15 protein-coding genes are annotated in these 15,078 nt (G+C 71.5%); 14 read left to right on the top strand and 1 reads right to left on the bottom strand.

The genetic code is table 11. The annotated features are described in order from the left end of the window. Window positions 1-366 precede the first annotated feature (366 nt). The 11 genes from QBL25_RS24035 (at window position 367) to QBL25_RS24085 (ending at window position 9,034) form a co-directional block, all read left to right on the top strand. Window positions 367-1,101: an RcpC/CpaB family pilus assembly protein gene (locus QBL25_RS24035; protein WP_409059069.1), complete on the top strand. Its 735-nt coding sequence runs from the start codon at window positions 367-369 to the stop codon at window positions 1,099-1,101. Between the two features lie 17 nt (window positions 1,102-1,118). Next, complete coding sequence (locus tag QBL25_RS24040) at window positions 1,119-1,973, top strand: hypothetical protein (protein WP_409059070.1); 855 nt, start codon at window positions 1,119-1,121, stop codon at window positions 1,971-1,973. Further along, window positions 1,970-3,280, top strand: a complete 1,311-nt coding sequence (locus tag QBL25_RS24045; RefSeq protein ID WP_409059071.1) for a CpaF family protein — start codon at window positions 1,970-1,972, stop codon at window positions 3,278-3,280. The genes QBL25_RS24040 and QBL25_RS24045 overlap by 4 nt, the downstream gene beginning before the upstream one ends. A gap of 7 nt (window positions 3,281-3,287) precedes the next feature. Continuing rightward, the gene (locus tag QBL25_RS24050; RefSeq protein WP_409059072.1) at window positions 3,288-4,364 is read left to right on the top strand and encodes a type II secretion system F family protein; all 1,077 of its coding nucleotides are present in this window, start codon (window positions 3,288-3,290) and stop codon (window positions 4,362-4,364) included. Further along, on the top strand, window positions 4,361-5,293 hold the full coding sequence (locus tag QBL25_RS24055; protein WP_409059073.1) for a type II secretion system F family protein: 933 nt from the start codon (window positions 4,361-4,363) through the stop codon (window positions 5,291-5,293). Before QBL25_RS24050 ends, QBL25_RS24055 begins: the two co-directional genes overlap by 4 nt. Window positions 5,294-5,375: 82 nt before the next feature. Further along, window positions 5,376-5,627 carry a hypothetical protein gene (locus tag QBL25_RS24060; protein ID WP_361836948.1) on the top strand — a complete coding sequence of 84 codons (252 nt, stop codon included), beginning with the start codon at window positions 5,376-5,378 and terminating at the stop codon, window positions 5,625-5,627. A gap of 113 nt (window positions 5,628-5,740) precedes the next feature. After that, window positions 5,741-6,118 carry a TadE family protein gene (locus tag QBL25_RS24065; protein ID WP_409059074.1) on the top strand — a complete coding sequence of 126 codons (378 nt, stop codon included), beginning with the start codon at window positions 5,741-5,743 and terminating at the stop codon, window positions 6,116-6,118. 218 nt (window positions 6,119-6,336) lie between these two features. Continuing rightward, window positions 6,337-6,699, top strand: a complete 363-nt coding sequence (locus QBL25_RS24070) for a TadE/TadG family type IV pilus assembly protein (RefSeq protein ID WP_409059075.1) — start codon at window positions 6,337-6,339, stop codon at window positions 6,697-6,699. Next, complete coding sequence (locus QBL25_RS24075) at window positions 6,696-7,160, top strand: TadE/TadG family type IV pilus assembly protein (RefSeq protein WP_409059076.1); 465 nt, start codon at window positions 6,696-6,698, stop codon at window positions 7,158-7,160. The genes QBL25_RS24070 and QBL25_RS24075 overlap by 4 nt, the downstream gene beginning before the upstream one ends. Window positions 7,161-7,331: 171 nt before the next feature. Beyond that, window positions 7,332-7,985: a hypothetical protein gene (locus QBL25_RS24080; RefSeq protein WP_409059077.1), complete on the top strand. Its 654-nt coding sequence runs from the start codon at window positions 7,332-7,334 to the stop codon at window positions 7,983-7,985. Further along, window positions 7,970-9,034 (top strand): hypothetical protein, encoded by a 1,065-nt coding sequence (locus tag QBL25_RS24085; RefSeq protein ID WP_409059078.1) that lies wholly within the window; start codon window positions 7,970-7,972, stop codon window positions 9,032-9,034. Before QBL25_RS24080 ends, QBL25_RS24085 begins: the two co-directional genes overlap by 16 nt. A gap of 16 nt (window positions 9,035-9,050) precedes the next feature. Here the strand turns inward: QBL25_RS24085 and QBL25_RS24090 are convergent, their stop codons facing one another. Further along, window positions 9,051-9,404, bottom strand: coding sequence for a hypothetical protein (locus tag QBL25_RS24090; RefSeq protein ID WP_409059079.1), 354 nt, complete (start codon window positions 9,402-9,404; stop codon window positions 9,051-9,053). 487 nt (window positions 9,405-9,891) lie between these two features. On the opposite strand from QBL25_RS24090, the gene QBL25_RS24095 reads away from it, so the two are divergent. From QBL25_RS24095 to mqnC, 3 genes are all read left to right on the top strand, one after another. Continuing rightward, window positions 9,892-12,897: a BTAD domain-containing putative transcriptional regulator gene (locus QBL25_RS24095; protein WP_409059080.1), complete on the top strand. Its 3,006-nt coding sequence runs from the start codon at window positions 9,892-9,894 to the stop codon at window positions 12,895-12,897. 90 nt (window positions 12,898-12,987) lie between these two features. Then, on the top strand, window positions 12,988-13,710 hold the full coding sequence (locus QBL25_RS24100) for a prepilin peptidase (RefSeq protein ID WP_409059081.1): 723 nt from the start codon (window positions 12,988-12,990) through the stop codon (window positions 13,708-13,710). 168 nt (window positions 13,711-13,878) lie between these two features. After that, entirely contained in the window at window positions 13,879-15,078 is a 1,200-nt protein-coding gene (gene mqnC / locus QBL25_RS24105; protein ID WP_409059082.1) for a cyclic dehypoxanthinyl futalosine synthase, read from the top strand.

Below are 15,078 nucleotides of genomic sequence, written 5' to 3' on the forward strand. Positions count from 1 at the left end.
CCCGTGTCCCACGTCACCGTCCCGCGCACCACCCTCCGCAGGAGCCGTATCGCAAAGGGGAGTTCTTCGCACATGCACATATCTCTCCTCTTCCGTGGCTCCGGAATCACCCCTGGAGGACCCCGGAACCAGCCCGGAATCACCCCCGGAATGCGTGGGAACCATGGAGCACGGATTGCGCGTGGATAACGATGAGGAGTGCGGGCCGCAGCAGTCTTAACGCGCCTTGAGGGGCTTATGTGCTGCTGATACGGTGCGATGACTTGACACTGTGCCTGGGGCTGAATAGCCCGCCCGAGGCGGGCGAAGAGAGTCGCGAGTGTCTGAAAATGACCGAATCTTCTTGGGCGTGCGGGGAGCAGTTGCGTGAAGATCCAAGAGCGTACGGGGGCGGGCAACAGCCGTTCCGCCGCGCCGGTTCAGCCAGCGGTCGGTGAGCGCCTTCCCGCGCCGCCTCGCGAGCGCAAACCGGCACTCGCCGCCCTGGCCGTTCTGCTCATCCTCGTCGGGGCTCTCGGCGCCACCGTTCTCGTGCTGCGCGCCGGAGAGCGCGTGGAGGTCGTGAAGGCGAAGGCGGAGATCTCGGCGGGTCAGTCGGTGAACGACGACAACATCACCTCCGTCATGGTCGCCGACGACGAGGCCATCAACTACGTGAAGTGGTCGCAGGTCCCGGAGCTGAAGAAGCTCAAGGCCGTCAACACCATCCCCGCGGGCGCGGTCGTCGTCGGCGAGATGTTCTCCGGCAAGGGCGGGCTGCCCGCCGGCAAGTCGGCGGTCGGCGTCTCCCTCAAGGAGGGGCAGTACCCCGCGAGGGGCCTGAAGTCCGGCGACACCGTGGACGTCTACCAGGTCGGCGACTCCGCGTCGTCCGGCAGGGACGACAAGGGAACCGGCGGCTCCGCCGGATCGGGCGCGAGCGACTCGCCGATCGTCTCGGCCGCCCGCGTCAGCGCGGTCGCGGACAAGAGCGACTCCACCGTGAGCACCGGCGCCCTCGGCATCACGCTCCTGGTGGACACCGCCGACGCCGCCGCCGTCACCAGGGCCGCGTCCGCCGGTGCCGTCTCACTCGTCCAAGTGTCTCCCGACGGCAACTAGAGGCGAGTAGAAGAGACATGGCGCTCATCGCTCTCGCCGCCGACAAGGGGTCTCCCGGGGTCACCACCGCGGCCGTCGCGCTCGCAGCCGTCTGGCCGCGGCGCGTGCTGGTCGCGGAGACCGACCCCGCGGGCGGCGACCTGGTCTACCGCAGTGCCGCCGCGCACGGCGGTCCGCTCAACCCCAACACCGGGATGCTCAGCATCGCGGCCACCGCGCGTCGCGGCCTGGTCCCCGACCAACTCTGGGACCACACCCAGCCGTTGTCGGGCGGGCTCGAAGTTCTCGTGGGTCTCGGGGTCGCCGAGCAGGCGGCCGGGCTCGCGGGCCTCTGGCCGACCCTCGGCCGCGCCTTCTCGCAGCTGGCCGACTCGCCGAACGCGCCCGCCGACGTCATCGCCGACTGCGGCCGCGTCAGCGGGGACACCCCGGCCGTCGAGCTCTTCCCGCAGGCGGCCCTCGTGCTGCTCGTCTCGCGGACCGAGCCCGAGGCCATCGCGCGCGTACGTGACCGTGCCGCCGCCCTGGCCGCCAAGCTGCACGGCGGATCGCGGGGGGCCGCGTCGCTCGCGACGCCGCTCATCGGCGTCCTCCTGATCGCCGACCCGTCGACGTCCGCCAAGCTCGTCCACCAGGTCAACGACATGCTGATGGCCGCGCAGACCGGCGCCCGCGTCGTCGGCACGCTCGCCGACGACCCGTCGGGCGCCGAGCAGTTGGCGGGCCGCAAGCGCGGACGTCTCGACAAGTCGATGCTGATCCGCTCGGCCCGCAAGGTCACCGTCGACCTCTACCAGCAGTACGGCGCCGCCTGGGCCAACCCGAACACCGGCGCGCGCGGCACGGCCGGCACCCACGGGGCCGGCCGATGAGCGTCCCCGTCGATCACCAGCTGGTGAAGCGGTTCCGGCAGGACGCCGGTGACCGCATCGCCGAGCAGCGCCGCCTGGACCAGGTCTCCGGCGTCACCCCCATGTCGGGCGAGGACGAGCGGCAGTACGCCCGCGCGGTCATCGCCCAGATCCTGGAGGAGTACGCCCGGATAGAGATCAACGCCGGGCGCACCCCGCTGGACGCCGAGACCGAGGAGAAGTACGCGGCCGCCGTGCACGCGGCGCTCTTCGGCGTCGGACGGCTCCAGCCGCTGCTCGACGACCCCGAGGTCGAGAACATCGACATCAACGGCTGCGACCAGGTCTTCGTCGGATACGCCGACGGCCGCGAGACCAAGGCCGATCCGGTCGCCGAGACCGACGAGGAGCTCGTCGAGCTCATCCAGATCCTCGGCGCGTACTCCGGTCTCTCCTCGCGCCCCTTCGACTCCGCGAACCCGCAGCTGGACCTCCGGCTGCCCGACGGCTCGCGTCTGTCGGCCGTCATGGACGTCACGCGGCGCCCCGCGCTCTCCATCCGACGTGCCCGCATGGGCAAGGTCTTCATGTCGGACCTGGTGGGCAACGGCACGCTGACGCCCGAGGTCGCGCACTTCATGGCGTGCGCGGTCCGGGCCCGCAAGAACATCATGATCGCGGGCGCGACGAACGCCGGAAAGACCACGCTCCTGCGTGCCCTCGCGAACGAGATCCCGCCGCACGAGCGTCTGGTGACCGTCGAGCGCGCCCTGGAGCTCGGCCTCGACCAGTTCGCCGACCTGCACCCGAACGTCGTCGCCTTCGAGGAGCGCCTGCCCAACTCCGAGGGCCAGGGCATGATCTCGATGGCCGAGCTCGTGCGCCGCTCGCTCCGCATGAACCCCTCCCGCGTCATCGTCGGTGAGGTGCTCGGCGACGAGATCGTGACGATGCTGAACGCGATGTCGCAGGGCAACGACGGCTCGCTCTCCACGATCCACGCCAACAGTTCGAGTGAGGTCTTCAACCGCATCTCGACGTACGCCCTCCAGGCCACCGAGCGGCTGCCCATCGAGGCGAGCCAGATGCTGGTGGCCGGAGCCGTCAACTTCGTCGTCTTCATCCAGCGGCGCAACAACTACCAGACCGGCGGCAAGCTCCAGCGCATGGTGACCTCGGTCCGCGAGGTCAACGGCGTCGACGGCCGCGTCCTGTCCAGCGAGGTCTTCGCGGAGGCCGCGAACGGGCAGGTCGTCCCGCACGCGCCGATCGCCTGCATGGACGACCTGGCCGCGTTCGGCTACCGCCCCTCCGGGCAATGGGGGTGAGCACGACATGAACTCACTCGGCTCGATGGGCGGCCTTTTCTCGCTGCCCGTCCTGTACGCACTGGGCTGCGGCATCGCGGTCGGCGGTGGCATCGCGGTCCTCGCGATGGCGCTGCGCGGCCTGCCGGTGAAGCCGGAGCACGAGAAGCAGCGGGCGAGCGAGCGGATGAGCGAACTCATCCGGTTCGCGGGCCGGCGCGGCTCGCTCGCGATCGGCGTGGGCCTGGTGGTCCTCCTGCTGACCCGCTGGGCGGTGGCGGGCATCGCGTCCGGCATCCTCGTCTTCTTCTGGGACAAGCTGTTCGGCGGCGCGGCGGAGGAGCGGTCGCAGATGCGCCGCGTCGAGGCCCTCGCCGCCTGGACGGAGTCCCTGCGCGACACCATCGCGGGCGCGGTCGGCCTGGAGCAGGCGATCCCCGCGTCCGCGCGGGCCGCGGCTCCCGTCCTGCGCCCGCACCTGGACGCCCTGGTGGACCGGCTGCGCGCGCGTACGCCGCTTCCCGAGGCCCTTCAGATCCTGGCCGACGAGATCGACGACGCGTCGGCGGACATCATCGTGGCGGCCCTGATCCTGAACGCGAAGCTGCGCGGTCCGGGTCTGCGCCAGGTCCTCGGGGCGCTCGCCAAGTCGGCGCGCGAAGAGGTCGACATGCGCCAGCGCGTGATGGCGCAGCGCGCGTCGACGCGCCGCTCGGTGCAGATCGTGGTCGCGGTGTCGATCGCGTTCGTCCTCGGCCTGTCGATCTTCAACCGTGACTTCGTCGCGCCGTACGGCACCGCGGTGGGCCAGCTCGTGCTCGCCTGCGTCTGCGGCCTGTTCGCGCTCGGCTTCTGGTGGCTGCGCAAGCTGTCGACCGTGGAGACGCCGGACCGCTTCCTGGTCCGGGACGAGCCCGGCGTGCAGTTCGTGCGGCCCCGCGGCCCGGCCGCGGGCCCCGCCGCCGAGGGCGAGCAGGCACCGCTGACAGGCCCCTCGGGACCGTACGGCGGCCCACAGGGCGGGCCCGGCGCGCAGGGTCAGCCCGGCGCACAAGGTCCGTACGGCCAGCCGGGCTTCCAGAATCCTGAGGGGGTACGGCGATGAGCCTGACGATGCCGATAGTGATCGGCGCCATCATGGGCCTGGGCATCTACGCCCTCGTACGCGCCCTGATGCCCTCCAAGCGCAGCGCGGTCGCCACGGTCGCGCGCATCGACGCACTGCGGGCGCGCGGCGCGGCCTACGAGTCGCACCGCACGCCCGCCGGGGACGGCAAGAACCCCGGCCGGCTGGCCTCGACCCGGGCCCGGGTGGGCGCGCGGGTCGCCGAGATCTACCTGGAGCAGGGCTGGGAGCAGCGCTCGCTGCGCGCGGACCTGGCGGTGCTCGACCGGAGCTGGGAGAAGTTCCTGGCGACGAAGACGCTGCTCGCGGCCACCGGCGTCTTCTTCGGGCCGTTCGTGTTCGCCATCGTCTGGACGCTGGGGGTCGGCAGCAGCCCGATCATCCCGGTCTGGCTGGCGCTGACGTTCGGCGTGCTCTTCTTCTTCCTGCCCGACCTGGAGGTGCGGCGGGACGCGGCGGACAAGCGGCGCGACCTCCGGCGCGTCATCGGCGCCTATCTCGACCTGGTGTCGATGAGCCTGGCGGGCGGCCGAGGCCTCCCCGAGGCCCTGATGGCGGCGGCCGAGATCTCCGACGGCTGGGCCACGAAACGTATCCGAAGTGCCCTGGCCGACGCGCGGATCACCGGCATCAGCCAGTGGCAGGCGCTCGGCGCGCTGGGCGAGGAACTGGGCATCGAGGAGCTCAAGGACCTCTCGGCCTCGCTCGCCCTGGTCGCGGACGACGGCGCGAAGGTACGCGAGTCGCTCGCCTCCCGCGCCGAGACGATGCGGCACCGCGAGATGGCCGAGATCGAGGGCAGCGCGGGCGAGAAGTCGCAGTCGATGCTCGTCGCCCAGCTGCTGCTCTGCGCGGGCTTCCTGGTCTTCCTCATCTTCCCCGCGGCCATGCGCGTGTTCCAGGTCTAGCGAATTTCACGGCGAAGGACGGGCCGACGGACGGCGGCGGCCCCGACCCACCCCCCCACCACTCCTGAGAGGACAACTCACCATGAACGGACGGAACTTCAGCACCGGCAACCCGGCTGTGGACTTCCTGGTCACCTTCCTGAAGGGCCGCGTGCAGCGTGCCCGCTCCGGCGAGCTCGACCGCGGTGCCTCCGCGGTCGAGTGGGTCATCATCTCCGCGGTCGTCGTGGCGATCGTCGGCGTGGTCGCCGCGGTGATCAACGGCGCGCTGAAGGGCGGCGCTGAGGACGTCAAGAAGTGCATCGAGGGCGCCGACGCGGACGGCACCTGCTGACACCTGCTGACCAGTCGTAGACCGGAAGACGAAGGCGGGGACGAGTGCGCGGGAGCGTGAAGCGATGGGTACGCCGCAGGGTGGAGGCAGCCTCCGCCCGCGGTGAATCCGGCATGACCGCGATCGAGTTCGTGCTGCTCACTCCGATCCTCTTCTTCATGATCTTCGCGACGGTGCAGTTCGCGCTGTACTTCTTCGCGGACCATGTCGCCCAGGCCGCGGCCCAGGCGGGCGCGCGCAAGGCCCGCGCGACGGCGGACGAGAATCCGGGCGGCTGGCGGGGCGAGGCGCGGGACGTGGTCGACGACTACATCCAGCAGTTGGGCCCGCAGTTGGTGCTCGGCCCGGACGTGAAGACGGTCGAGCCGAAGGCGAACACGGTGGGCGTGGAGATCACGGCGAAGGTGCCGTCGGTCTTCCCGGGCCTCGACATGACGGTACGCGCGCAGTCGGTGGGCCCGGTGGAGCGGTTCGTGGAGGACAACGGCTGATGGGGAACGCAGGGGTTCGCGCGAACCTCCGGGGGGCGGTCCTTCGGGGGTTGCCCGCGTACGGCAGGGCGGTCTGCTCGGACGGCTCGGGTGGCGGCTCGGTTTGCGGCTTGGGTGGCGGCTCGGGTTTCGGCTCTGGTTGCCGTTCGTGTGGCCGCTCGTGTGGCCACGCGCGTGGCCGCTGGGGCTGGTCGGACCGGGGGCTCTCGACCGTCGAGGTGGTCATCCTCGCCCCCGTGATGATCCTTTTCATCCTGATCCTGGTGGCCTTCGGCCAGCTCGTCGATGCCCGGGGAGGCGTGGACGGCGCGGCGCGCGACGCCGCGCGGGCCGGCTCGATCCAGAAGGACCAGGGCACGGCGATGGCCGAGGCGAGGGCGGCGGCCGCCGCCGACCTCGACGGCATGTGCGTGGGGCCGGTCACCGTGAACCAGACGAGCGCGGGCTTCGAGTCCGGCACGTTCTTCACGGTCGAAGTGAGCTGCCGGGTCAGGGGCCTCGGCATCCTGGGCCTGGACATGGAGACGACGCTGAAGGCCAGCTTCAGCTCGTCCCTCGACCCGCTCCGGAGGTCGGCGTGACCATCAGCACCCGTGTACGGGAGTGGGCGGCGGCCCGGCGGACACGCCTCGACGACCGGGGCTCGGGCGCGGGCGCGGTCATCATCTTCGCGCTCGTCTTCCTGTCGCTCTCGGCGTTCGTCATCGACGGGGGCCTGTCCATCTCCAAGCGGGAACGGGCGGCGGACCTGGCGGAACAGGCGGCGCGGTACGCGGCGCAGGACATCGACCGCGAGGGCATCTACGAAGGCGCCAAGGGCGCCCCCATCAACTTCGAGAACTGCGGCGCACGAGCCCAGGAGTACGCCCGCGAGGCGGGCATGAGCGCCCCCGACGTAGCGGCGACCCACTGCGTGACGGCCAACGCGGACCAGGTCGAGGTCGAGGTCCAGATGACGTACAGCCCGGTCTTCACGGGCATGTTCTACGGCGGCGACGTGACGGTGCGGGGGCGCGCGGTGGCGGAGAACGCGGTGGGCTGAGGCGGGTCGCGGCTCGTGGCTTTCGACGCCACGTCCGTCCACCTGAGGGGTCAGCCGAGCTGGTCCGACTTTCACTCCGGAGGAACGCCGATCTTCGCTGCCCTCCGGTGACCTTCGCTGAGGCCGACAGGTTTTACCGCCTGTCCCCCCCTCTGCGGAAGGCAGGCCCGGATGCGTACGAGAGTGATGCCACCGCTCGCGGGTATGGCCGCGGCCGTGGCGCTGCTGGCCGGCTGCGGCAGCGGCGACCCCGCGGGCACGAACAGGATCGAGGGCGCGATCACGTCCCCCGAAGCCCCGCCCCCTTCACCCGCCACCACGGCGGACGCCATCCCCCGCCCGAAGATCAAGCTCCCGAGGGACGTGAGAAACGTCTTCGAGGGCCGCAGAACCGGGAACAAAACGAAGAACGCGGTACTCGCGGACAGCGAACGGGGGATCGACGCCGAGAGCGACGCCATCGTGAGAGGGGCTCCGTCCTCCGCCGCCCTGCGCTTCTACAACAAGGGCGACACCTTGGCGTGGGAGGCCAAGTACGTCCAGAGCTTCGTGGACGCGGGTATCAGCTACAAGGGCACGATCCGCTACTTCGACCGCCGGGTGGCCGTCGTCGACGACCAGACGGCCACGCTCGTCTACTGCGCCGACGAGAGCGAGGCGGTCAACACCGACCGTAGGACCGGCAAGACGAAGCGGACCGGTCAGACGAAGCGCGACGACAACTACGTCCTCTACAACACGCGGCTGACCCTGAGCCCGAAGGGCGTCTGGCAGACGACGAAGGGCTTCTCGAAGCGAGGAGCCGACGCATGCCTTCCGCGGTGAGGCGCCGCCGGCGCGGCACGGTGGCCGTGGCGGTTCTCGCGGTGACTGCTTGGTCGTTGCCCGCCTTCGGGATCGGGGCGGGCGGAGCCGGCAGACAGGACGTCACCGCGACCGGCGGTTCGGGCGACGGCACGATCCACGCGCGGACCAGGATCCGTACGGCCGTCACCGGCGGTGGAAGCGTCGCCCCGTCGAGAACGGGGACGCTGACTCCGATGGCAGCGAGCAACTGGACACCCCCCGCCTGCTGGTACGAGCCCGCCTTCTCGCCCGAGGGGATTCAGGGGGCCGTCAGGGCGTGGCGGGCCTTCGGGGCGAGTGCTCCTCTCGTCGGAGGCATCGGTCACGTCATCGGCGACGCGCTGGAGCACCGCTACAAGGACGGCCACCCGTACAAGAACTACAACCTCTCCAAGCAGGGCAAGGGAATGTTCTGGGCGGCGGTGACCAACCCCCACCGCGAGGACGACCCCGAGGCCACGGCCTGCGACCGGCAGCCCTTCTGGGTGGACGAGGGACGGACCCCGGCCGAACCCATGGCCGTCACGCCCGAGGTCCTCGCCCAGTACGCGTACGACGAACTCCCCGTGCCCGGCACCGAGATCGAGACGGCCCCCACGGGTCGGTCCACGGTGAATCTGCCCACCTGGGTCTGGCTGGACAGGGGAAGGTTCAAGAAGGTCGGCGTCACCGCGAGCCTGCCCGGCACGGGCCTCTCGGCGACGACGACCGCCGAGCCGGAGTCCCTGCGCATCGAGCCGGGCACGGCCGACGCCGAGACCTTCCCGGCCTCCGGGGCCTGTGCTCTCGCCGGGCGAGGCGGCGGCATCGGAGAGCCGTACGCGCGAGGCAAGGCGGATCAGGCGCCGCCGTGCGGCGTGACGTACCGGCGCTCGCCGGGTCCGAACGCCGCGTACGCCCTGCGGGCCACGCTCACCTGGAGGATCCGCTGGTCCAGCACGACGGGGGAGGGCGGGACACTGCCGTCCGGCTCCTTCGGCACGACACGGAGGATCCCCGTACAGGAGATCCAGGCCGTGAACCGCTGACCTCTGCCAAGTCGCCCTAGTCGCCCTCGCCCTTGTTCTTTCCCTTGCCGCTGCCCTTGTCCTTGACGCCCTCGGAGACGTCCTTCGCGAGTTTGTCGTCCAGTTTCTTGAATTCCCGGACGACCGCGTCGGACATGTCCGCCAGGGCCGTCAGTTGCTGGGTGATGTCCTCGCGGCCGTCCTCCCAGTTGGACTCGAAGTCCTCCAGGGCGTCGTACACACCGCCGTCGCCGATGTCGTCCTTGTACGACTCGAAGGTCTTCTTCGTCCGGTTCATCCGGTCCTTGACGGACCGCAACCGGCTTCCGTAGTCCTCCAGATCGCTGAGCGGAAGCGCGAGGTCGCTCTTGCCCTTACCGGCCATCGTCATGTCCCCCTTGCGTAGCTCCGACGCCCTGCTCCCGACGCCCCGTTGCCGACGGGAATAGGCGGGAAGCGACGGCAAGCGACGATATCGCGAGGCGGCAATGGCCCGGGGCGGACTGTCGCCGTCGGTTCGTTTCAGCGGTTGATCGACTGGACTTCCCGAGCGTCGCAGCGATTCCGTGCCGGAACTGTGACGCGTGGCCGTGAATGCTGTCCCGGGCGGGCAAACCCGGTCGGCAGCCGAGCAGAGGGAGTTGGACTTACGACGCGACTCGGGCGCAAACGGGCGCCGGACGAAGCTCATCGGAAGCCTGCGGAAGCCTCCGGAAGTCTCCGGAAGCGCCCGGGAGCCGTGGGCCCCTGTCTGACCTCCGGCCCCTTCCGTACCATCGCCTCAGTACGCTCGGCGCTCGGCGCGCGGACGTACCGCTGATCCCGATCTCCGCCCGCTCTCCATCCGCTCCCTCCCAGAGGACAACAGGAAACCCGCCATGGCGCGCACCACTTCAAGTTCGACAGGCGGCCCGTCGGCTCCACGGAACCGGACGCCGCAGCCGTTGCCCCGGCGTCGTCGTACGTTCGGGGACTTCGTCAAGGCGTTCTTCGCCTTTGTCGCGTTGGCCGTGCTCGTCGTCGGCGTTCCTGGCGCCCTCGCGTACGCCGTGGGCTGGCCGTTTCCGGACGGTATGCCCTCGATGGACTGGTTGCAGCAGGAAATCACGGTCACGACGTTCATCAACGTACTGACCGTCGTGGTCTGGCTCGCCTGGGCCCAGTTCACCGCCTGTGTGCTGGTCGAGGTGAAGGCCGCGCTCTCGGGCGTCGGCATCCCGGGCCGTGTCCCCGGCGCCGGCGGCAGTCAGCTCCTCGCCCGTCAGCTCGTCGCCGCCCTGCTCCTGGTGGGCGCCACCGCCGCGAGCTTCGCGCCCGGGCTCTCGCAGTTCGGGCAGTCCCTGGAGGGGAACCAGAAGCCCGCCGCCGCCTCCGCCCAGCAGACCCCCGGCGGGCTCTTCGGGCAGGAGCAGGCGGGCAGCGCCGCCGGTGCCGTCGCCGAGCAGGCCGAGCAGGCCGCCGCCCAGGCGGGCAGCAGCGCCAAGGACGGGGACACGAAGTACTACCGGATCCAGCCGCCCGAGGGCCGGCACCACGATTCGATGTGGGAGATCGCCGAGCGGCACCTGGGAGACGGCCGCCGCTACAAGGAGATCTACCAGCTCAACAAGGACCGCGAGCAGCCCGACGGTTCGCGGCTCTCCGAGGCCAGCCTCATCCGGCCCGGCTGGATCATGGAGATGCCCGCGGACGCGCACGGCGGCGAGCTCGTCGAGATGCCCGACGAGGCGCCCAAGGTCTCGCAGGACGTGAAGGAGCAGATCTCCGACTACGCCAAGTCCGGCGACCACCGGCAGGGCGGCGGAGCCAAGGAGCAGGGCGGCGGTCAGGGACAGGGCCAGGGCGGCGGCCAGCAGGGCGACCGCGACACCGCGCACATCACCGTCCCCGAGCAGCGCCCCTCCGAAGGCGCCGGGCAGGGGCAGCAGGAAGCTCCCGTCGCGAGCAGCGGCAGCGGGTCCGAAGGCTCCTCCTTCGGGCTGCCCGAGGCCCTCATCGGGGCCCCGCTCCTGGCCGCCGGTCTCCTCGGCGCCCTCGGACGCCGGCGCCGGCACGCGCTGTGGCAGTCCGCCATGGGTGCCGTCGGCGGCCGCCGCGGCATGGAGCCGCCGACGCCGACCGGCGGCGCCGCCGACGTGCAGGACGCGCTGCTCGTGGGCGCCGACCCCGAGGGCGTACGCCTGCTCGACCTCTCGCTGAGGGGGCTCGCCGCGTCCCTCGCCGAAGAGTCGCGGGCCCTGCCCACCGTCTACGCGGCCTGGCTCAGCAACGGCGATCTGCACCTCCAGCTCGCCCAGCCCGCCGGACGGCCGCCCGCTCCCTGGCAGTTGGGGCAGGACCAGACGTTCTGGATGCTGGCGCGGACCGACGCCGAGCGGTACGAGGACGTGGACACCGCCGCTCCCTACCCGGGGCTCGTGAGCCTGGGGACGCTCGACGACTCGCGGCTGCTGCTCAACCTCGAAGCCGTGCCCGGTGTCGTGTCGCTGAGCGGGACCGAGGCCGACCGCGCCGCCGTGTTCGCCTCCGTCGCCGCCGAGCTGGCCACCAACGGCTGGTCCGACCGCATGACCATCACCCTCGTCGGCTTCGGGCAGGACCTGACGCCGCTCGCGCCCAACCGGCTGCGCCACCTCGACGACATCGAGGCGCTCATCGAGACGATGGAGGCCGAGACGCGCCAGCGCCGCGGCGCCCTGGGAGCGGCCGGGCACGACTCGGTCCTCACCGGGCGTACGGGGCCCGCCCAGCACACCCGCTGGGCGCCGCACCTGGTGCTGCTCGCCGCCGAGCCCGAGGGCGACGACGCCATGAAGCTCGCGGAACTGGCCGCCGACGCCGGCCGGCTCGGCATCGGCTACCTCGTCGGCACCGAGTCGGGTGACCTGCCGGGCGCCGCCTGGGAGATGGAGATCACCCCCGAGGGCAAGCTACTCGCTCCGCTCCTCGGCCTGGAGCTGGAGGCGCAGTCGCTGCCCGAGGCCCAGCAGCGGGCCGTCGTGGAGCTCTTCGTCGACGCCGACCCGGGCGAGGGCGGGGGCGGCTCGGGCGGTTCCGGCGGTTCCGGCGGTACGGCCGCCACCCCGCCGTTCCTCGTCGACGTCACCGAGCAGGGGCGCCCCGCGGTCTACGCGCGCCTGGTCGGCACGTACGAGATCATCGGCCTCGACACGCCGGACGGTGAGCGCAGCCCGCTGATGCACGAGGCGCTCGCGCTGCTCCTGCTGCACCGCGAGGGCGTGCACCCGCGGGTGCTCTCCTCCGCACTGTGGCCGCGCGGGGTCACCGAGGACGTACGGGACGCGCTCATCGACCGGCTGCGCGAGTGGCTCGGCACCGAGCCCGACGGGTCGCCGCGGCTGCGGGCCGACCGCAGCGGGCGGCTCACGCTCGCCAAGTCCGTCGTCTCGGACCTGGACGTCCTGCGGTCGCTCTACCACGAGGCGACCCAGGGGCGCGGGGCCGGCAACCGGGCCGTGCGCGGGCGGATGCTCACCGACGCCCTGGTGCTCGTGCGCGGGCCGCTGCTCGCGGACCGGCCGCAGGGGCGGTACGCCTGGCTCACGCACGAGATCATCGACGCGCAGCTGCCGCTCCTGGTCGCCGACATCGGGCTCGCCCTCTCCGAGTTCCACCTGGAGAAGGGGCGCGCGGAGAAGGCCATCGAGGCGCTGAACGCCGCGCTGAACTCGGCGCCCGAGGACGAGCGGCTCTGGATCGAGCTGCTGCGGGCGACCCACGCGGTGGGCGATCCGGCCCGCTTGCAGCAGGTGGCCGCCGATCTCGTCGCCCGGAGCGGGGCGCGGGGCGTGCCGCCGCGGACCGAGGCCCTGCTGGACGAGCTGCTTCCCGCCTGGCGCAGTGGGCTCACCGCGGCGAGCTGACGCCGGCTTGCCCGCAACCCGGCGGCGTCGGCGTCGTGCCCACCCGTTCCGCCCCGCGGAACGCCTGCCCAGAACGGGGAGACGACAGTTTTGTTGCTGATCCTGGCCCTCGGCGGCGCCCTCTGGGGCGCCGCCACGGGGTTGCTCGTCCCACGGGCCGTGTACCGGCTCTCCGTGGCGCCCGACCAGGGGTGGCGGGACAGCTGCCCCGCCGGGCATCCCGTAGGCGGGTGGGTCGGGCTCGCGCGGTGCCGGGAAGACGGGGCCCGCTACGGGCCCCGCACCCCGACCGTCTCCCTCGCCACCGCCCTCGTCTGCGCCGCCCTGGCCGCCGCGACGGGAGCGCGGCCCGAGCTGGGCGTCTGGCTGCTGCTCGCGCCCGTCGGCGTCCTGCTCGCCGTCGTGGACTTCGCGGTGCACCGGCTGCCCGACGTGCTGACCCTGCCGCTCGCGGCCGCCGCGCTCGTGCTGCTGGGCGGGGCCGCGCTGCTGCCGGAGCACGCCGGTTCCTGGCTCCACGCGCTGTACGGGGCGCTCGGCCTCGGCGGGGCGTACTTCGTGCTGTTCCTGATCAGCCCGAACGGCATGGGCTTCGGCGACGTGAAGCTGGCGCTCGGCCTCGGGGCCGTCCTCGGCTGGTACGGGTGGGGCGCGGTCCTGCTCGGCACCTTCGCGGGGTTCCTGCTGGCCGCGCTGTACGGGGCGGGGCTCGTCGTCGCCCGCCGCGCCGGACGCAAGACGGCGATCCCGTTCGGACCGTTCCTGATCGGCGGCGCGTTCGTGGGACTGCTCGTGGGGGCGTACGCGGCCTGAGGCACCCCACCGCTCCCGGGGCGGCCGGGCAGCCGCCTGCCTGGCGTCGGACGGACGGAACCCCTGGCGTAGGCTGAATCAGTCCGCCCACCCGTCTCCCACCACCACCCTTCTTTCGAAGCGCTCCGCGCCTTGCTTATTGAGAACCCTTACGAAAGGGACGCCCCGGTGACCGAGAAGGCCGACCTTCAGTCCGTCCTCGACCGTGCCGCCGCAGGCGGGCGGATCAGCGCCGAAGAGGCGCTCGACCTCTACCGCGATGCCCCGCTGCACGCGCTCGGCGCCGCCGCCGACGCGATCCGCCGCCGCCGGTACGCCGGGACCGAGCACATCGCGACGTACATCATCGAGCGGAACATCAACTACACCAACGTGTGTGTGACCGCCTGCAAGTTCTGCGCCTTCTATGCCGCCCCGAAGGACACCAAGAAGGGCTGGACGCGCGACCTCGACGACATCCTGCGGCGCTGCGCCGAGACCGTCGAGCTCGGTGGCACGCAGGTGATGTTCCAGGGCGGGCACCACCCGGACTTCGGCGTCGAGTACTACGAAGAGCACTTCTCGGCGATCAAGAAGAACTTCCCGCAGCTGGTCATCCACTCCCTCGGCGCCTCCGAGATCGAGCACATGGCCCGCATCTCGAAGGTGTCCGCCGAGGAGGCGATCCAGCGGATCCACGCCGCCGGCCTCGACTCCTTCGCCGGCGCGGGCGCCGAGCTTCTCCCGGAGCGTCCGCGCAAGGCCATCGCCCCGCTCAAGGAGAGCGGCGAGCGCTGGCTGGAGATCATGGAGATCGCGCACGGCCTCGGCGTCGAGTCGACGTCCACGATGCTCATGGGTACGGGCGAGACCAACGCCGAGCGCATCGAGCACCTGCGGATGATCCGTGACGTGCAGGACCGGACCGGGGGCTTCAGGGCCTTCATCCCGTACACCTACCAGCCCGAGAACAACCACCTCAAGGGCCGGACGCAGGCCAGCATCTTCGAGTACATCCGCATGATCGCGATCTCGCGGATCTTCCTCGACAACGTGGCCCACATCCAGGGTTCCTGGCTGACCACCGGCAAGGAGGCCGGCCAGCTCACCCTGCACTACGGGGCGGACGACCTCGGCTCGGTGATGCTGGAGGAGAACGTCGTCTCCTCCGCCGGTGCCAAGCACCGCAACAACCTGCGGGACATGATCGACATGATCCGCACCGCGGACCGGGTGCCGGCCCAGCGCGCCACGACGTACGAGCACCTCGTCGTGCACGACGACCCGGCGAACGACCCGACCGACGACCGCGTCGCCTCGCACATCTCCTCCACGGCGATCGAGGGCGGCACGGCTCACCCCGAGCTGAAGCTCCTCGCCAGCAACTGA

Source organism: Streptomyces sp. SYP-A7185 (assembly GCF_046103685.1).
Taxonomy (GTDB): Bacteria; Actinomycetota; Actinomycetes; order Streptomycetales; family Streptomycetaceae; genus Streptomyces.